General features: G+C 69.0%; 14 protein-coding genes. 5 read left to right on the plus strand and 9 right to left on the minus strand.

Annotated features, from left to right (window positions below; translation table 11 throughout):
* The first annotated feature begins 209 nt into the window (after nt 1–209).
* Entirely contained in the window at nt 210–1316 is a 1107-nt protein-coding gene (locus EPA64_RS07240; protein ID WP_134725761.1) for a TRAP transporter substrate-binding protein, read from the plus strand.
* Nucleotides 1317–1646: 330 nt separating this feature from the next.
* Here the strand turns inward: EPA64_RS07240 and EPA64_RS07245 are convergent, their stop codons facing one another.
* On the minus strand, nt 1647–3608 hold the full coding sequence (locus EPA64_RS07245) for a TRAP transporter large permease (RefSeq protein WP_134725609.1): 1962 nt from the start codon (nt 3606–3608) through the stop codon (nt 1647–1649).
* Nucleotides 3605–4273 (minus strand): TRAP transporter small permease subunit, encoded by a 669-nt coding sequence (locus tag EPA64_RS07250; protein ID WP_134725610.1) that lies wholly within the window; start codon nt 4271–4273, stop codon nt 3605–3607. Before EPA64_RS07250 ends, EPA64_RS07245 begins: the two co-directional genes overlap by 4 nt.
* A 310-nt stretch (nt 4274–4583) precedes the next feature.
* On the opposite strand from EPA64_RS07250, the gene EPA64_RS07255 reads away from it, so the two are divergent.
* Nucleotides 4584–6443, plus strand: coding sequence for an ABC transporter ATP-binding protein (locus EPA64_RS07255; RefSeq protein WP_134725611.1), 1860 nt, complete (start codon nt 4584–4586; stop codon nt 6441–6443).
* 36 nt (nt 6444–6479) lie between these two features.
* On the plus strand, nt 6480–7340 hold the full coding sequence (locus EPA64_RS07260; protein ID WP_134725612.1) for a hypothetical protein: 861 nt from the start codon (nt 6480–6482) through the stop codon (nt 7338–7340).
* A 78-nt stretch (nt 7341–7418) separates the two neighbouring features.
* Here EPA64_RS07260 and EPA64_RS07265 read toward each other — a convergent pair whose 3' ends face one another.
* From EPA64_RS07265 to EPA64_RS07290, 6 genes are all read right to left on the minus strand, one after another.
* Nucleotides 7419–8645 (minus strand): glycosyltransferase, encoded by a 1227-nt coding sequence (locus EPA64_RS07265; RefSeq protein ID WP_134725613.1) that lies wholly within the window; start codon nt 8643–8645, stop codon nt 7419–7421.
* A 4-nt stretch (nt 8646–8649) separates the two neighbouring features.
* On the minus strand, nt 8650–10236 hold the full coding sequence (locus EPA64_RS07270) for an ABC transporter ATP-binding protein (RefSeq protein WP_246026658.1): 1587 nt from the start codon (nt 10234–10236) through the stop codon (nt 8650–8652).
* 80 nt (nt 10237–10316) lie between these two features.
* Nucleotides 10317–11420, minus strand: a complete 1104-nt coding sequence (locus EPA64_RS07275) for an ABC transporter permease (protein WP_134725615.1) — start codon at nt 11418–11420, stop codon at nt 10317–10319.
* Nucleotides 11417–12496, minus strand: a complete 1080-nt coding sequence (locus EPA64_RS07280) for a microcin C ABC transporter permease YejB (RefSeq protein ID WP_134725616.1) — start codon at nt 12494–12496, stop codon at nt 11417–11419. Before EPA64_RS07280 ends, EPA64_RS07275 begins: the two co-directional genes overlap by 4 nt.
* 31 nt (nt 12497–12527) lie before the next feature.
* Nucleotides 12528–14468: an extracellular solute-binding protein gene (locus EPA64_RS07285; RefSeq protein WP_134725762.1), complete on the minus strand. Its 1941-nt coding sequence runs from the start codon at nt 14466–14468 to the stop codon at nt 12528–12530.
* A gap of 173 nt (nt 14469–14641) precedes the next feature.
* Nucleotides 14642–15175 carry a c-type cytochrome gene (locus EPA64_RS07290; protein WP_134725617.1) on the minus strand — a complete coding sequence of 178 codons (534 nt, stop codon included), beginning with the start codon at nt 15173–15175 and terminating at the stop codon, nt 14642–14644.
* A 180-nt stretch (nt 15176–15355) separates the two neighbouring features.
* Between EPA64_RS07290 and EPA64_RS07295 the strand changes: the two genes are divergently transcribed.
* Nucleotides 15356–16258, plus strand: a complete 903-nt coding sequence (locus tag EPA64_RS07295) for a prephenate dehydratase (RefSeq protein WP_134725618.1) — start codon at nt 15356–15358, stop codon at nt 16256–16258.
* Between the two features lie 39 nt (nt 16259–16297).
* On the opposite strand, the gene EPA64_RS07300 is transcribed toward EPA64_RS07295, so the two are convergent.
* On the minus strand, nt 16298–16759 hold the full coding sequence (locus EPA64_RS07300; protein ID WP_134725619.1) for a hypothetical protein: 462 nt from the start codon (nt 16757–16759) through the stop codon (nt 16298–16300).
* Nucleotides 16760–16925: 166 nt separating this feature from the next.
* Here EPA64_RS07300 and EPA64_RS07305 point away from each other — a divergent pair, with 166 nt between their 5' ends.
* Nucleotides 16926–18986, plus strand: coding sequence for a 5'-nucleotidase C-terminal domain-containing protein (locus tag EPA64_RS07305; RefSeq protein ID WP_134725620.1), 2061 nt, complete (start codon nt 16926–16928; stop codon nt 18984–18986).
* Nucleotides 18987–19006: the final 20 nt, after the last annotated feature.

Below are 19006 nucleotides of genomic sequence, written 5' to 3' on the forward strand. Positions count from 1 at the left end.
CAGTTCTTTGCGCCCGGCACCGTCTGGCATGCGGCCCGTCGGGACGGGCTTTCCAGCCATGCGCGTCGCCGCGATTTTTCAGCCCTGCCGCTTTCGGTCAGTAGACAGACCGCCGGGCCGCATGCAATCTGCGCCGTGATTTAAGAAGGGACCACGGCCAACGATCCGCGGTCCCGTAGCGGAGGAAACAGATGACCAAGAAGACCTCGCTGGACCGCCGGTCCTTTCTGACGCGCGCCGGCATCGGCGGCGCGGCGGCTGCGGCCGGCGCCACGCTGGCGGCCCCCGCCATCGCGCAGGAAATGCCGACCATCAACTGGCGCATCGCCTCGTCGTTCCCCAAGTCGCTGGACACGATCTATGGCAGCGGCGTGGACGTGTCCGAGCGCGTCGCGGCGGCGACGGACGGCAAGTTCACCCTGCAGGTCTTTGCAGCCGGCGAGATCGTGCCCGGCCTGCAGGCCATCGACGCGGCCACGGACGGCACGGTCGAGGCCGCGAACTCGGTCGGTTACTACAGCTGGGGCAAGGACGCGGCGTTTTCCTGCGGCGCGGACCTGCCGTGGACCTTCAACGCCCGCGGCAAGGCCGCCTACAACTATCATGGCGGCGGCATCGACTCGTACAACGAGTTCCTGGCCAAGCATAACCTGATGAGCCTGCCGGTCGGCAACACCGGCGCGCAGATGGGCGGCTGGTATCGCAAGCAGATCAACGGGCTTGCCGACATGCAGGGCCTGAAGATGCGGATTTCCGGCCTTGCGGGCCGCGTCGTCGAAAAGCTGGGCGTCGTGCCGCAGCAGATCGCCGGGGGCGACATCTATCCGGCGCTGGAAAAGGGCACCATCGACGCCGCCGAATGGGTCGGCCCCTATGACGACGAAAAGCTGGGGTTCCAGAAGGTCGCGCCGTATTACTACTATCCCGGCTTCTGGGAAGGCGGGCCGACCGTGGGGATGTTCTTCAACCTCGCCAAGTGGAACGAACTGCCCGAGGTCTACAAGGCGATCCTGCGCACCGCGTGCCAGGCGACCGACCTGAACACGCTGTCGGAATACGACTACAAGAACCCGCCCGCGCTGAAGCGGCTGGCCCAGTCGGGCGCCCAGCCGCTGCCGTTCCCCGAGGACGTGATGATGGCCGGCTTCGACGCCTCGCGGCAGGTCTATGAAGAGATCGCGGGCCAGAACGCCGAGTTCAAGCGGATGTGGGACGCGCAGAAGCCGTTCCTGTCGGACTGGTATCTCTATAGCCAGACGACGGATTACACCTTCGACACGATGATGATGATCCAGCAGCGCAACGGCAAGGTCTGAGCCGCGCGCCACAAGGAACAACGCCGCCGCCCCCTTGGGGCGGCGGTTTTCGTTTGCGCGGCAGCGCAGCCCCAGACGCGCCGCCAGCGGCCGGTTCAGCGCGATCCGCCCCGGCCGGGCGACCGGCGCGGACGCGGTGCGGGCAAGGAACCCCGGCCCAGGTCACAGCAGGCGATCGGCCGTTTTGCCGGATCGTTGCGACTTGCGCGCGGCGGCCGCTTTGGCGCTCAGTCCGGCCGGACGCGACGCGGACATCTGGTCGCGCACGCGATGGCCAGCCTTGGGCCAATGGAAAAGGGCGGCCCCGAGGCCGCCCTTTTCGCTTGCCGGTCAGTTCGCGGGCGCGCCCAGCCCCGGCGGGGGGCCGCCAAGCCCCAGACCGCCAGAGGACGTGCCCACCGGCGCGGCAGATGGTGCCGCCGCAGGTGCCGGCGCAGTGGGGGCCGCAGGTGCCGCTGGCGCGGGCGGCGTCGCCGGCGCGGCTGGCGTCCCGAAGCTTGGCGGCGCGCCCAGCCCTCCACCCGCCGGAGCCGCGGGGGCAGCCGGTGCCGGGGTGCCAAAGCTTGGCGGTGCGCCCAGCCCGCCCAGCCCGCCCGAGGGCGCCGCCCCCGGCGCGGCCGGGGCCGCGGGCTGGCCGAACGGATTGCCGCCCAGGCCCCCCAGACCGCCCAGACCGCCTGTGCCGCCCATCGGGATCTCGATCCTGACGTTCGACGTGTCGATGGGCGGCCCCTTGTAGTGCATGACCATGCCCGGGAACATCAGCACGATCCCGATCATCACGATCTGGATCACCACGAACGGCACCGCGCCCCAATAGATCTGGCCGGTGCGCACCGGCTCCATCATCAGGCCGGTCACCTTGTCCTTGTAAGGCACCTTGGGCGCGACCGATCGCAGGAAGAACAGCGAAAAGCCGAACGGTGGGTGCATGAAGCTGGTCTGCATGTTCACGCCCAGCAGGACGCCGAACCAGATCAGGTCGATCCCCAGGCTTTCGGCCGCCGGCGCCAGCAGGGGCACGATGATGAACGCAAGCTCGAAGAAGTCGAGGAAGAACGCCAGCAGGAACACCAGGACCGACACGGCGATCAGGAAGCCATACTGGCCGCCCGGCAGGCTGGTCAGCAGCTCTTCGACCCAGATATGCCCGTTCACCCCGTAGAAGGTCAGCGAGAACACCCGCGCGCCGACCAGGATGAACATGACGAACGACGACAGCCGCGTGGTCGAGGCCAGGGCCTGCGGGATCACGCCGCCGCCCAGGCGGCCCTTGGCGCCGGCCAGGATCAGCGCGCCGACAGCCCCCATCGCGCCGCCCTCGGTCGGCGTGGCGATGCCCAGAAAGATCGTGCCCAGCACCAGGAAGATCAGCGCCAGCGGCGGGATCAGCACGATGATGACCTGCTGGGCAAGCCTGCTCATCACCCCGGTCTTCAGCGTGCGGTCCAGCAGCGCCGCGACATAGATCACGATCACCGCCAGCGACGGCGCAAGGATGTCGGCGTTGGTGCCATAGCGCGGATGCATCCAGTGAAACAGCGCATAGGCCATCCCGCCCGTCAGGGCCAGCGCCACCAGCAGCGAGGTCACGCCCGAGCCGAGGGTCCGCGCCTCTTTCGGCAGCGCCGGCATCGAGGCGGGGCGCATGATCGACATCGCGAAGACATACGCCATGTAAAGCCCGGTCAGCACCAGGCCGGGGATCATCGCGCCCTTGTACATGTCGCCCACGGACCGGCCCAGCTGGTCGGCCAGCACGATCAGCACCAGCGACGGCGGGATGATCTGCGCCAGCGTCCCCGAGGCCGCGATCACCCCCGAGGCAAGGCGCCGGTCATAGCCATAGCGCAGCATGATCGGCAGCGAGATCAGGCCCATCGCGATGACCGAGGCCGCGACCACGCCGGTCGTGGCCGCCAGCAGCGCGCCCACGATGATGACGGCATAGGCAAGGCCGCCGCGGACCGGGCCGAACAGCTGGCCGATGGTGTCCAGCAGATCCTCGGCCATGCCGGATTTCTCCAGCACGATCCCCATGAAGGTAAAGAACGGGATCGCCAGCAATGTCTCGTTGCTCAGCAACCCCCACAGCCGTTCGGGCATGGCCTGCAGCAGGTTCCACGACAGGTTGATCTCGCCGCCCGACAGCGGCGCAAGTTCCACCCCGATGACAAAGAACAGCAGCCCGTTCGCGGCCAGCGCGAAGGCCACCGGATAGCCCAGCAGCAAGAACACCACCAGGCTGGCGAACATGATGGGCGCCATGTTGTGCGCGAGGATTTCCATCATTTGCGGGCGTCCCGGTCGGTATAGTTGCGGTTGTGGTCAAGCGGGTGGTCGATCATCTCGTCCGTGACCGGATGGTCGGGGCTGGCAAAGCCCGCCTCGGCCAGCAACGCCTCGTCCACCGCGACCTCGCCGTGCGCCGAGAAGGCCGCCTGGGTGTCGGGGATCAGCCCGCGCATCACGGCGATCTTCTTCACGATCTCGGAAATACCCTGCAAAAGCAGCAGGATGAAGCCCGCCAGCAGCAGCGCCTTGGCCGGCCACAGGATCAGCCCGCCCGCGTTCATCGAGCGTTCGCCCGACAGGATCGAACGTTCGAGCCACGGCACCATCAGCCAGATCATCAGAATGAGGAACGGCATCAGGAAGAGCAGATGCCCGATCAGGTCGATCCAGTGCTGGGTCCGCCGCGACCGGCCGCCATAAAGGATGTCGATGCGGATGTGTTCGTTTTCCAGCAGCGTATAGGCCGCCGCCAGAAGGAACGCCGCGCCGTAAAGATACCATTGCAGCTCCAGCCAGGCGTTGGACGAGATCGACCAGACCTTGCGGATGATGGCGTTGCCGGCGCTGACCAGCACGGCCACGAGGATCAGCCAGCTGACGCTGCGGCCGATCACCGTGCTCATGCGGTCGATGCCGCGGGATAGGGCCAGAAGGCCGCCCATGATGTCCTCTCCCCGTTGGTGTCGCGGCCTTGCCATGCCGGGGTTTTCAGCCCCGGAAACGCCGCTTTTACAGGGGTGCCGTATGAACCAGCGCCCCCCCGCCGGTCAACAATAATGAAGCCGGGCGCGACCTTGCGGCAGCGGCGGCTTTCGCCTGTGTCCGCAGGGCCTCAGGGGCGCGCACCGCCCGGTTCCGCGCGCCGCGCAGCCCCCGGCATGCCGGCGCTTTACCCCCGGCCCGAACTGGCGCAGTCTCGCCCGCCTGACACCGCCGAGACGCCATGACCCGCCACCCCGTCCCCGACCGCCCATGCCGCCGCTGAACCCCCGCCCCGCCCCGCGCAGCTTTCGCGACCGCTGGGCGGCGATGCGCAACGTGCCGCCGTTCCTGCGGCTGGTCTGGCAGGCCGGGCGGCTGCTGACGATCGCCACGCTGACGCTGCGGCTGGCGCGCGCCCTGATCCCGGTCGCCACGCTGTATGTCGGCAAGCTGATCGTGGACGAGGTGGTGCGCCTGATCGCCCTGCCCGACGGTCCCGCCACCATCGGCGGCTGGTGGGATGCGGGGCTGGCATCCGGGCTGGGCTGGCTGCTGGCGGCCGAGTTCGCGCTGGCCATCGCCCAGGACGGGCTGACGCGGCTGATCGGGCTGGTGGACAGCCTGCTGTCGGAACGGCTGTCGAACGGCCTGTCGGTCCGGCTGATGGATCACGCCGCCGCCCTCGACCTGAAGGATTTCGAGGACGCCGTCTTTCAGGACAAGCTGGACCGCGCCCGCCGCCAGACCGCGATGCGCATGTCGCTGCTGGGACAGCTGCTGAACCAGGTGGAAAGCGTCGTCACCATCGTCAGCTTTGCGGGCGGGCTGCTGGCCTATAACCCGCTGCTGGTCGTGCTGCTGATCCTGACGCTGATCCCCGCCTTTCTGGGCGAGGCGCATTTCAACGCGCGCACCTATTCGCTGGATTATGGCCGCACACCGGAACGGCGCGAGATGGACTATGTCCGCCAGATCGCCGCCAGCGCCGACACCGCGAAAGAGGTCAAGATCTTCGGCCTGCATCGGTTCCTGACCGACCGCTACATGACGCTGGCGCGGGCGTTCTATGCCCAGAACCGCCGCGTCGCCGTGGACCGCGCTGCCTGGGGGGCGCTGTTCGCCGCGCTGGGGACGCTGGGCTATTACGCGGCCTATGCGTGGATCGTGGCCCAGACGCTGACCGGCAAGCTGACGCTGGGCGACCTGACCTTTCTGGCCGGATCGTTCCAGCGCCTGCGCGCGCTGATGGAAAACCTGCTGACCTCGTTCGGCCAGACCGCGGCGCAGGCGATGTATCTGGACGACCTGTTCAGCTTTTTCCGCGTCGCGCCCGAGATCACCTCGCCCCCCGATGCGCTGCCCGTGCCGCGTCCCATCGCGCGGGGGTTCCAGTTCCAGGACGTGGGCTTCCGCTATCCCGGCAGCGACCGCTGGGCCGTGCGGCACCTGACGTTCGACCTGCATGCGGGCGAGACGCTTGCGCTGGTCGGCGAAAACGGCGCCGGCAAGACCACGCTGGTCAAGCTGCTGGCGCGGCTTTACGACCCGGACGAGGGGCGCATCCTGCTGGATGGGCGCGACCTGCGCGACTATGACCTGGACGGACTGCGCGCGGCGATGGGCGTGATCTTCCAGGACTTCGTCCGCTTCAACCTGACGGCGGGCGACAACATCGCCGTGGGCCGCATCGACGCGCGGACCGATGGCGACCGCATCCGCGCCGCCGCCGACCGCGCGATGGCCGCCCCGGTGATCGACCGCCTGCCCGCCGGATACGACCAGATGATCGGCAAGCGTTTCGCCAACGGGGTCGAACTGTCCGGCGGCGAATGGCAAAAGATCGCCATCGCGCGGGCCTATATGCGCGACGCGCAGGTGCTGATCCTGGACGAACCCACCGCGGCGCTGGACGCGCGGTCGGAATACGAGGTGTTCCAGCGTTTCAAGGAGCTGTCGGCCCGGCGCACCGCTGTCCTGATCTCGCACCGGTTTTCATCCGTGCGGATGGCGGACCGCATCCTTGTGCTGGCCGACGGCCGGGTCGAGGCGCAGGGCACGCACCAGGAACTGCTGGCACGGCCCGGCCGCTATCGCGAATTGTTCGAGCTGCAGGCCGAAGGCTATCGCTAGGGTTGCAGTTGCGCCGGTTCCCGCTATGTTCCCGCGATGGATGGCGCATTTCACCCCCTTGACTGGTCCCAGGCCGCAACCGGCGATCCGCCCCTGATCGCCGGTTTCGAATGCGGGCGGCTGCACTGGAACGGGCACGACCTGCTGCATTCGACGGGGCACCTGCCCGACGGGCGGATGCAGCACCACCACGCCACCGCGCGGGCCGAGGGGGCTGCGGGCGCGCGCGACGGGGTGTCCTGGCGCCACGACATCGTCGCCCGCGTGCAGGCGGTGCCGCCGGACTTTCCGGTGATCTGGGACATGGCCCATTTCGACCTGCCGCCCCGTCCGGCCCAGCACGCGATCGCCTGCTCGCTGGCGCTGCCCGACAATGCGTGGGCCATCGCGGTGAACGAACCCTCGGTCGGGCGGCGGGTGGCGGGGGTCGTGCGATCCCGCGCCGTCGATGCGGGCCTGAAGATGATGACCACCGCCGCCATGCTGCCGCGGCGGCCGCGGTTCGCCACCTGCGACCCGTTCCACCACCTGCACCCCGAGGTGTTCCGCGCCACCGACCGCCTTGTCGCCAGCGGCCTGATCGAGATGGTGGGCGTGAACTATTACCCCCACCACGCGGTCGAGCCGCTGCACCACGTCCTGCGCGTGGTGGCCGACCGCTGGCGCCTGCCGGTGATGATCACCGAAACGGGGTGGCACGATGGCCTGCCTGCCGCCCACCGGCGGTTTCCCCATATCCACGACCGCTGGGGCTGGCTGGCCCATGTCCGGGCCGAGGTGGAACGATCCGGCGTGCCGGTGGCGGGCATCTGCTGGTATCCGTGGCTGGACATGCCCGACTGGGGCGACCCGGACCGGGGGCGCTGGCCCTGCGGCTGGCCGGGGCGGCAGGCTTAGCGGGGACGCCCGCCAAGGCGGGACACTTAGGCGCGGCATTCCGGCCGGGAACGCCAGCAGCGAACGCCGCCGCCGTCCTCAGGCAGGCGCGGGGGCGTTCGACTCGACCCAATCGACCAGCCGCGGCAGGCAGTGCCGTTTCAGGTCATAGCCGTCCAGGATCGTCTGCCGCGCCGCGGCCTTGATCCGCGCCGCGTCGGGGTCGCCGTCCAGCGCCCGGATCAGCGCCCCCTCCAGCGCGGGACGGTCGAAGAACGGGACCAGCCGCCCATTGTTGCCATCCCGGATCAGTTCGCGCACGGGTTCCGTGTCGGACGCCACGACCAGCGCCCCGGCCGACATCGCCTCGGTCAGCGACCAGCTGAGGACGAAGGGATAGGTCAGATAGCAATGCACCCGCGTCAGCTGCATCAGCGCGATGAACTGGGGATAGGGGACGCGGCCGGGGAAATGCACGCGGGTCAGGTCCAGCTGGCCGCCGACCTCGGCCAGCAGCCGGGCTTTCCAGCTGTCGGCGTCGCGGGGACGGGCGCCATAGCTGACGCCGTCGCCGCCCACCATCACCACATGGGCCTGCGGCCGCGTGGCCAGCACGGCCGGCAGCGCGCGCATGAAGACGTGGAACCCGCGGTAAGGTTCAAGCGAGCGGCTGACGAAGGTCACGACCTCGTCCGCAGCGGACAGGCGCCGCCCGTCGGGCGTCGTCCACCCCGCGTCCGGGTCGGGGCGCAGCAGGTCGGTGTCGATGCCGTCATGGATGACGGTGATCTTGCTCCGCAGTTCCGGCGGAAAGCTGTCGGCCTGATAGCGGGTGGGCGCCAGCGCGGCGTCGGCCTGCACGATGCCCTGGATCAGATGCGCCGACCGCGCGACCGTGGACACGCGCTGTTCGTCCGTGCCGGGGCTAAGCTCGGGGTCGAAGCCCACGTCCTGCCCGCGCGTGCGATACATCAGCTCGGCATAGACCAGCAGCCGCGCGTCGGGCCAGATCTCCTTGAGAAACAGCGTCTCGCCCCAGCCGGAATGACCGACGATCACGTCGGGCGTGAACCCGTGCCGGTCGCGCAGGGCCCGCGCCGCCCGCGCGGCCATCCAGCCGCGTTCGGCGAACTCGGCATACGGGCGGCCCAGCGGATGCGACAGGGTAACGGCGGGAGGCGCCGCATATTTGACCACCCGCACCGGCGACGGGCGCTGGTTCTTTTCATCGGTCAGCGCCAGCACCTCGTGCCCCCGCGCGACCAGCGCCGGGGCAAGATGCGGGAACTGCCCGGGAAAGTTCTGGTGGACGAACAGGACGCGCATGACCCTAGCCGTGATGGTCGCGGAACGCCGCCGCCAGCAGCGCGCGGGTATAGTCGGTGGCGGGGGCGGCAAAGATCGTGGGGGCGTCGCCCTGCTCGACCACCTCGCCGGCGCGCATCACCATGATCTGGTGCGACATGGCGCGCACGACGCGCAGATCGTGGCTGATGAACAGGAAGGCCAGACCGTATTTCCGCTGCAAGCCGCGCAGCAGGTCCACGATCTGCACCTGCACCGTCATGTCCAGCGCGCTGGTGGGTTCGTCAAGCACCACGACCTTGGGCCGCAGGATCATGGCGCGGGCGATGGCGATGCGCTGGCGCTGGCCGCCGGAAAACTCGTGCGGATAGCGGTCCATCGCGGCGGGATCGAGCCCCACCTCGGCCATGATGTCGGCCACCATCCGGCGCGGGTCGCGTCCCTTCTCGACACCGTGGACGCCCAGACCCTCGGCGATGATCTGGCCCACCGTCATGCGCGGCGACAGGCTGCCGTAGGGGTCCTGGAACACGATCTGCATGTCCCGCCGCAGCCGCCGCAGATCGCGCGAGGCGAGGGTCGAGATGTCGCGCCCCATGAACACGATGGGCCCGCGGCTTTCGATCAGCCGCATGATCGCCAGCGCCAGCGTGGTCTTGCCCGACCCGGATTCGCCGACGATGCCCAGCGTCTCGCCGGCGCGGACGCGGATCGTCGCGCCGTCCACGGCCTTGATGTGGCCCACCGTGCGGCGCAGAAAGCCGCGCTTGATCGGGAACCAGACGCGCAGGTCGCGGGTCGCCACGATCTCGGGCGCGGCCGGGTCGATGGGGTCGGCGACCCCGGTGGGTTCGGCGGCCAGCAGCGTCCGGGTATAGGGATGCTGCGGGTTCGAGAAGATGTCCTCGACCGCCCCCTGTTCCACGATCTCGCCGCCCTGCATGACGCAGACGCGGTCGGCGATGCGCCGCACGATGCCGAGGTCGTGGCTGATGAACAGCATCGACAGCCCCTCGTCGCGTTTCAGTTCGGCCAGCAGGTCGAGGATCTGGGCCTGGATGGTCACGTCCAGCGCGGTCGTCGGCTCGTCCGCGATCAGCAGGTCCGGGCCGTTGGCCAGCGCCATCGCGATCATCACGCGCTGGCGCTGGCCGCCCGACAGCTGATGCGGATAATCGGCCAGCCGGGTTTCCGGGTCGCGGATGCCCACGCGGGTCAAAAGGTCGATGATGCGCGCCCGCGCCGCCGCGCCGCGCAGCCCCTGATGCAGCGACAGGCTTTCGGCCAGCTGCTTTTCGATCGTGTGCAGCGGGTTCAGCGACGTCATCGGTTCCTGAAAGATGAAGCTGATGTCGTTGCCGCGCACCGCGCGCAGTTTCGGTTCCGACGCGTCGATCATCTCGGCCCCGGCATAGCGGACGCTGCCCGACACCACCGCGGCGTCGCCCAGCAGGCGCACGGTGGAGAGCGCCGTGACCGACTTGCCGGACCCGGATTCGCCGACCAGCGCCACCGTCTCGCCCCGGTTCACGGTAAAGCTGACGCCGCGGACGGCGGGGGTCACGCGTCCCTCGGTCTGGAAGGCGACGCGCAGGTCGCGCACCTCGAGCACCGGGAGGGCGGCGCCGGACCGGGGCCCTGCCCCGGACCCCGGGATATTTTCGCAAGGAAGAACGCCGCCGCGCGCATCGCTCATCGGAAGGTCTTTCGCGGGTCGAAGGCGTCGCGGACCCCTTCGAAGATGAAGACCAGCAGCGACAGCATGATCGCGAAGGTGAAGAACGCCGCAAACCCCAGCCACGGCGCCTGAAGGTTCTGTTTCGCCTGCAGCGCCAGTTCCCCCAGCGAGGGCGCCGAGGCGGGCAGGCCATAGCCCAGGTAATCCAGCGCGGCCAGCGACGAGATCGTGCCGGTCACGACGAAGGGCAGCATCGTCAGCGTGGCCACCATCGCGTTGGGCAGGATGTGGCGGAACATGATCGTTCGGTCGCCGACCCCCAGCGCCCGCGCGGCGCGGACATATTCAAAGTTGCGGGCGCGCAGGAACTCGGCCCGCACGACGCCGACGAGGGCGGGCCAACCGAACAGGATCGACACGAACACCAGCAGCCAGAAGCTGCGCCCGAGGATCGCGAACAGGATGATGATGACGTAAAGCGAGGGCGTGGACCCCCAGATTTCCAGCAGCCGCTGGAACACCAGGTCGGTGCGCCCCCCGAAATAGCCCTGCACCGCCCCCGCGGCGATGCCGATCACGGACGAGACCGCCGTCACGATCAGCGTGAACAGGATCGACACCCGGAAACCATAGATCACCCGCGCCGCCACGTCGCGCGCGGTGTCGTCGGTGCCCAGCCAGTGGTCGGCGTCGGGCGCGCTGGGGGCGGTGCCGACGTCGTTGACGGTGCGGTAGTGATAGGGGATCGGGGGCCAGATCATCCAGCCGCGGTGGACAGGCTCGCCCGCGACGCTGCCTGTCGCGGCCTCGGCCATGATCGCCTCGGGGTCGTCCCAGCATTCCTGGCGCCCGCCGGACACGATCAGGCACTGCACCGCGGGGTCGGAATAGATCGCCTCGGTCCCGAAATCGCCGCCGAAGGCGGTTTCGGGATAGAAGCGGTAGGCGGGGAAATGCAGCTCTCCGCGATAGCTGACGACGATCGGCCGGTCATTGGCGATGATCTCGGCGAACAGCGACAGCACGAAGATCGTGGCAAAGATCACCAGCGACCAGAAGGCGCGGCCGTTGCGGCGGAAATTGCGCCAGCGGCGCTGGTTCAGGGGCGACAGTCTCATCCGGCGCGTCTTTCGAAATCGATGCGCGGATCGACCAGCACATACATCAGGTCCGACAGGATCCCGATCAGCAGCCCCATCAGGCCGAAGACGTAAAGCGTGCCGAAGATCACCGGATAGTCGCGCTGGACCGCCGCCTCGAACCCCAGGCGGCCAAGGCCGTCGAGCGAAAAGATCGTCTCGATCAGGATGGACGACCCGAAGAAGACGCCAAGGAACAGCGACGGGAACCCCGCGATCACGATCAGCATCGCGTTGCGGAAGACATGGCCATACAGCACCTGCCGTTCCGCCAGCCCCTTGGCGCGGGCGGTGACGACGTATTGCTTGTTGATCTCGTCCAGAAAGCTGTTCTTGGTCAGCAGCGTCAGCGTGGCAAAGCTGGAAATCGTGGCCGCGATCACCGGCAGGGTGATGTGCCACAGGTAATCCTTGATCTGCCCCCAGGTGGACAGCTGGTCGAAATTGTCGCTGACCAGCCCGCGCAGGGGAAATATCTTCCAGTATGACCCCCCGGCGAACAGCACCATCAGCAGCACCGCGAACAGGAATCCGGGGATCGCATAGCCGACGATGATCGCGGAACTGGTCCAGGTGTCGAAGGGCGTGCCGTCCCGCACCGCCTTGCGGATGCCCAGCGGGATCGAGATCAGATAGGCCAGCAGCGTGGACCACAGCCCCAGCGTGATGCTGACCGGCATCTTTTCCAGCACCAGATCGACGACCGAGATCGAGCGGAACCAGCTTTCGCCGAAATCGAACCGCAGATAGTCCCAGAGCATCGACGCGAACCGCTGGACCGGCGGCTTGTCGAACCCGAACTCGCGTTCCAGTTCGGCGATGAACTCGGGCGGCAGGCCCTGGGCGCCCGCGTATTTCTCGGCCCCGCCGCCGCCCTGCCCGGCGTCGCCGCCGCCCGCGATGTTGCGGAACACGTCGCCCTCGCCCTGGACGCGGGCCACGATCTGCTCGATCGGGCCGCCGGGGACGAACTGCGTCAGGGTGAAGTTGACCAGCATGATGCCGATCAGCGTGGGCACGATCAGCAGCAGCCGTCGCAGAAGATATGCGCCCATCGGGTGATCCTGCCCCTGCCCGGCGGTGGCGCTAGCGCAGCGCCCCGGCCTTTTTCAGCTTTTCAGCCTTATCGGCATCGAACCACCAGAAATCAAGCTCGCCCAGGGCATAGGGGGGCAGCGTCTCGGGGTGGGCATACTGGTCCCAATAGGCGACGGTGTATTTGGCCTTGAACCACTGCGGCACCCACAGGTGGATCGCCCGCAGCGCACGGTCCAGCGCGCGCACCCGCACGGTCAGGTCGGCCTGCGTCGTCGCCCCCTCGACCAGGGTGATCAGCCGGTCCACGGCGGGATTGGCAAGTCCCATCGCGTTGAACACATCGTTGGTCGATGCGCTGCCGAAATACTGCTGCAGCCCGCCGCCGGGGATCGGATCCTGACCCAGATGCACGTTGATCATGTCAAAGTCATGGCTGCGCTGGCGGCTTTCCATCTGCGCGTCGTCCACGCGGGAATGGACCGCGTCGATGCCGGCAGCGCGCAGGTTTTCCACATAGGGGTTGATGACGCGGTCGAAGGTCTGGGATTCGTTCAGAATCTCGACCCGCAGCGTCTGGCCTTGGGCGTTGCGGCGCAGCCCGTCGCGGGCGCCCTGCGGGATCGTCCACCCGGCGTCGTTCAGCAGCGCCGCAGCCTGGCGCAGGTTGCCGCGGTCCAGCTGGCGCGCCCCGCTGACCGGCGGCTCCACCGCGGGATCGGTCAGCACGCCCGGCGGCAGGTCCGCGGCCAGCGGTTCCAGCAGCGCCAGCTCCTCGGCCCCGGGGGTGCCGGTGGCGGCCAGTTCGCTGTTGTCCCAGAAACTGCCGACACGTTCGTAAAGACCATAGAACAGCGTCGAGTTCGCCCATTCGAAGTTGAACATCAGCCCGATGGCCTGCCGCACCCGGATGTCCTGGAACTGCGGGCGGCGCATGTTGATGGCCCAGGCCTGGCCGTTGGCGATGTTGCCGTCCGGCAGCTCGGCCTTGACGACCCAGCCCTGGTTCAGCGCCGGAAAGTCATAGCGGGTGGACCAGATGATGCTGCTCGCCTCGTTGCGAAAGGTGTATTCGCCGGCCTTGAACGCCTCGAAGGCGGTTTCATAGTCGCCGAAATATTCGATGCGGATGCTGTCGAAGTTGTTGCGGCCAACGTTGATGGGCAGGTCCGCGCCCCAATAGTCGGGATTGCGCTTCCACGTGACGGAACGGCCGATGTCGGCCTTGTCGAACAGATAGGCGCCCGACCCGATGAAAGGTCGGTTCGAGCTTTCGGCCAGATCGTGCTGGTTCGCCGTGAAATCGGCCTGCGAGAAAACCGGGATGCCGCCGACCTGCTGGATCACGTCGCGGCGGGGATAGTCGGGGGTGAAGGTGAACCGGATGCGGCGGTCGTCCAGCACCTCGGCGCCCGCGACCTGCTGACCCAGCACCGCGCGATAGGACGACAGCCCCTTGTCGCGCAGCTGTTCATAGGAAAACAGCACGTCCCGCGCGGTCAGCGGCGTGCCGTCGGAAAAGCGCGCGCCGTCGCGCAGGGTGAAGATCACCCAATCGCGGCTTTCAGGATACTCGATCGTCTCGCACAGCAGGCAATAGGCGGCGCCCACCTCGTCGGCGGTGCCGGTCATCAGGCTTTCCAGCATGGTCGTGGACAGCGCCGCCGCCCGGCCTTTCAGCGTGAACGGGTTATAGCTGTCGAACCCGCCGGGCGCCCATTCGCTGATCTCGCCGCCCTTGGGCGCGTCGGGGTTCACATAGGCGAGATGCGCGAAATCGGCAGGCAGCTTCAGCGTGTCGAAGGTGGCGATCCCGTGGCTGACGATGGTTTCGCCTGTATCCGCCGAGGCGACCGGGGCCGCGGCTGGGGCGGGGACGGCGGCTGGGGCGGGGGCGGCGGGGTCCGCCGTCTGCGCAAGGGGCGTCTGCGGCGACACCGCCACGGCCGCGATCCCGACCGCCGCCGCCGTCAGCCATGCGTGCGCTGTCATCATCGCCATCCCTCTGCCGCAGCCAATGTCCATCGCCCGCGACGCTAGGCCACCGGGGGACGCGCCGGCAAGACGGCTTGCGCTTTCGTGACCGGGCAGGCCGCGCGCATGAAAACGGCGCGGGGATCATCCCGCGCCGGACAATCGGTTGCCGGTTGCCGGTTGCCGGGCGGTTACTGGACGGACTGCAGATAGGCGATCAGGTTCGCCCGTTCCTCGGCCTTTTTCAGCCCGGCGAACGCCATCTTGGTTCCGGGGACGACACCCTTGGGGTCGGTCAGGAAGACCTGCAAAGGCTCGGGATCCCAGGCGCCGCCGTGGGCCGTCATCGGATCGGAATAGCTGAACCCCCCGACCGAGGCCACGGCGCGGCCGACCACGCCGTTCAGATGCGGACCGACGCCGTCGGTGCCGTCAACCTTGTGGCAGGCCTTGCACTTGCCGAACACCTTTTCCCCCGCAGCTGCGTCGGCCGAGGCCAGCAGCGTCGCGAAATCGGGGCCTTCCTCGGCGGCGGCTTCCTCGCCCCCGGCTTCGGCGTCCGCCACGGCGATGGAGTAGGCTTGCGGATGCGCCTCGCCCTCGGCGACATGACCCGTCGGCCCGACATGATACAGCGACGAGGCGAACCACGACGCCAGCAGCAGGAACAGCAGCGAACCGATCAGCGCCCCGGCTGCCTTGGTCACCGTCATCGTGTTGAACATCGCGTCTTCCCCTGCGGTCCCGGTCTTGCGTTGCGCGCTATCTATATGCACTCGGTTTGCCGGTTCAAGGTTTAGTTCGCCCCCCCGGTGGCACCACCGCCGCGGGCCGCCCTTGCCGCTTTCATCGCGCCGCGCGCCCTGCTAGGTCCGCCCTGCCCATTCCCTGCAAAGGTGCCCGTCATGTCCCAACCCTCCGCGTCGCCCCGACAGGACATCGCCCGCGGCGGCCGCATCGCCTTTCAGGGGGAACCCGGCGCGTATGGCCATCAGGCCTGCCGCCAAGCGCGCCCCGACATGGAGGCGATGCCCTGCCTCACCTTCGAGGACACGGTCGAGGCGTGCCGGTCCGGCGCCGCCGACCTCGCGATGCTGCCGGTCGAGAACTCGACCTATGGCCGGGTCGCCGACATCCACCACCTGCTGCCCGAATCCGGCCTGCACATCATCGGCGAGACGTTCGTGCGGGTCCACATCAGCCTGATGGGCCTGCCCGGCACCAAGGTCGCCGACATCACCGAGGCGATGAGCCACACTGTCTTGCTGGGCCAGTGCCGCAACTTTCTGCGCGCCCATTCCATCCGCACCGTCACCGGTCCCGACACCGCCGGCAGCGCGATGATGGTGGCGCAGGCGGGGCTGCGGCATCGCGCCGCGCTGGCCAGCCCGCTGGCGGCGGAAATCTATGGGCTGGACCGGCTGGCCGACGAGATCGAGGACCGCCAGAACAACACCACCCGCTTTCTGATCATGGCGCGCGACCCCGACACCGCACGCCGCCCGAACGCGGCCGGGCGGGCCGACATGATGACGACCTTCGTGTTCCGGGTCCGCAACATCCCCGCCGCGCTTTACAAGGCGATGGGGGGGTTCGCCACCAACGGCGTCAACATGACCAAGCTGGAAAGCTATATGGTGAACGGCGTCTTCACCGCGACCCAGTTCTATGCGGACGTCGAAGGCCATCCCGACGATCCCGCGCTGGCCCGCGCGCTGGACGAGCTGCGCTATTTCACCAGCGCGCTGACGATCCTGGGGGTGTATCCGGCCGATCCGCTGCGGGCCGAACAGCGCCGGTCGGACTGAACTGCCGCCGCGGCGCGGATGCGCGAAGATGCGGGCGGATCAGGCGGCGCGGCGCGCGGCCAGGTCCGTCACCAGCTCTCCGATGCGCTTGGCGAACTTGCGGTCCAGTTGCGCCTTGCCCAGCTTGGCGGTTTGCAGCATCAGCCGCGCGCGCATGTTCCGGGGCTTGGCCACCACCTCGAAGATCAGGCGCGACTTGCTGCGCGTCAGCCCGATCACCGACATGTCGATGGTCAGGTCCAGCGGCTCCGACTGTCCAAGGATCACGATCTTCTCCGGCCGGTCGAACTGCGTCACGTCCAGCCGCAGTTCCCGCCGCTTGCCGCGCAGGTCGAAAGCGACGTCCCAGGCGATCCTCGCGCCGGGTTCCTGGGCGGGGTCAAGACGCCGCACCTCGGCGCCGCGCCGGACCAGCACACGCTCGATCCGGTCGAAATCGGCGATGGCGGCGAACAGCTCCGCCGCCGGCAGATCGGTATCCTGTCGGGTCGAAAACTTCATGGCGGTCCCGGGGCAGATCGATTGCGCGCGGTCTATCCGGCACAACGGGGCGTTGCAAGCAAGCCATAGGCGATTTCCCCCGCGCGGCCGCCGTCGCAGCCGGGGCTTGTGCGGTCGGCCGAAATCCGCTCAACCTTGAGGAGAGCGGTTGACCTGGCGAGGCATCATGGACGGAAGCAGCGCGAGGCCGGACCCGACCCGCGGGATCAGCCTTGCGTCCGGGGATGCCACGCCGAAGGCCGCCTTCGGGGCCGCCCCGCGCGTCCGGCTGCGGGTCATGGCCACGACCGACCTGCACATGCACATGCTGGGCTATGACTATCTGCGCGACGAGCCTGCGGCGGGTGTTGGCCTGCAGGGGCTGGCGCCGCTGATCCGGCGCAGCCGGGCCGAGGCGGGCGACTGCCTGCTGGTGGACAACGGCGATTTCCTGCAGGGCACGCCCCTGGGCGATTTCCTCGCCTCCCCCGCCGAGATGAGGCGCGGGCGGACGCACCCGGCGATCGCCGCGATGAATGCGCTGGGATATGATGCGGTCACGCTGGGCAACCACGATTTCCATCATGGCGCCGACTTTCTGGTCCGCACGCTTGCGGGCGCCCGCTTCGGCGTCACCTGCGCCAACGTCCGCATCCGCGGCGCCCGCGGGCTGGTCGCGCCGGGGCTGATCCTGCATCGCAGCATCCGCGCCGACGACGGCGCGCACCACCCCGTCGCCATCGGCATCCTGGGGGTGACGCCGCCCGGCTCGCTGGCCGTGGACCAGGCGGTCGCGCGGCGGGTGGCCACGGAATGCATGGTCGCCGCCGCCGCACGCGAGGCGGCGCGCCTGCGCGCCGACGGGGCCGACCTGGTCATCGCGCTGTGCCACAGCGGCATCCACAGCGGGACGGCGCTGCCGATGGCGGAGAACGCCGCCACCTCGGTCGCGGCCCTGCCCGACGTGGACTGCGTCGTCGCGGGGCACACCCACATGGTGTTCCCCGGCCCCGGCTTTCCCGACGACCCGGCCATCGACGCCGCCCGCGGCACGCTGCATGGCAAGCCTGCGGTCATGGCGGGGTTCTGGGGGTCGCATCTGGGCATCATCGACCTGGAACTGGCGCGCAAAGACGGCCGCTGGCAGGTCGCGGATTTCCAGTCTCGCGCGGTCCCGGCCGCCCCCGCGCCGCCCCTTGCCGCGCCCGCGCCTGCTCAGCCCGTGGGCGCCCTGCCCCAGCCTGACCCCCACGCGCTGCCGGCCGCCATGCTGCGCGGGGACGCGGCGGGGCAGATGCGCCGGCGTTCCCCCGGCGTCGCGCCGGGCGGTCCCGTCGCACCCAAGTGCCCCTCGGGCGACGTGATCGCCCCCATCCTCCGGGCGCATCAGCAGACCCTGCGGCGCTTTCGCCGCCGCATCGCGCATACGGAATCGGCGCTGCACAGCTATTTCTCGCTGCTGGGCGAGGATCGCGCCCTGTCGCTGGTCGCGATGGCGCAGCGCTGGTATCTGCGCCACTCGCTGGGACGCGGCGGGCTGCCGATCCTGTCGGCGGCCGCGCCCTATCGCGCCGGGGGGCGTGGCGGGCCGCGCCATTACACCGACGTGCCGCCCGGCCCGCTGACCGCCCGCGACCTGGCAAGCGTGTATCATTTCCGCAACAGGCTGGTGGCCGTCCTTGTGACCGGCGCGCAGCTGGTCGAGTGGCTGGAACGATCGGCCAGCATCTTCCGCAGGCTGCGGCCGGGGACGGACGACCAGATGCTGATCGACCCGGATTTCCCCAGCTATTACTTTGACGTCATCGACGGCATCAGCTGGCAGATCGACCTGACCCGGCCCGGCGCCTTCGACGCCGAAGGGCGGCCGCGTCCGGGCGGCGGCGGCCGGGTGCGCGACCTGCGCCGCGCGGGGCAGCCGGTCGCGCCCGGCGAACGGTTCGTGCTGGCCACCAACAGCTATCGCCTGTCGGGCTGCCCCGTGTTCCGCCCGCTGGCGCGCCACCTGCCGGTCACGCTGGACGACGGCGCGATGGTGCCGGACGTGCTGCACCGCTATGTCGCGGCGCGCCGCCGCATTGCCGTCGCCGACCGCACGGGCTGGAGCTTTGCGCCTGTCCCCGGCGCGACCGCGCTGTTCGACACCGCCCCCGAGGCGCTGGCCCACATGCCCGCCCTGTCGCGCGCCCGGGTCGAGCCTGCGGGCGACGGTCCCGCGGGGTTCGCCCGGCTGCGCCTGCATTTCTGACGCCGCATCCCGCTTGCATC

This window comes from Paracoccus luteus (genome assembly GCF_004522155.1).
Taxonomy (GTDB): domain Bacteria; phylum Pseudomonadota; class Alphaproteobacteria; order Rhodobacterales; family Rhodobacteraceae; genus Paracoccus; species Paracoccus luteus.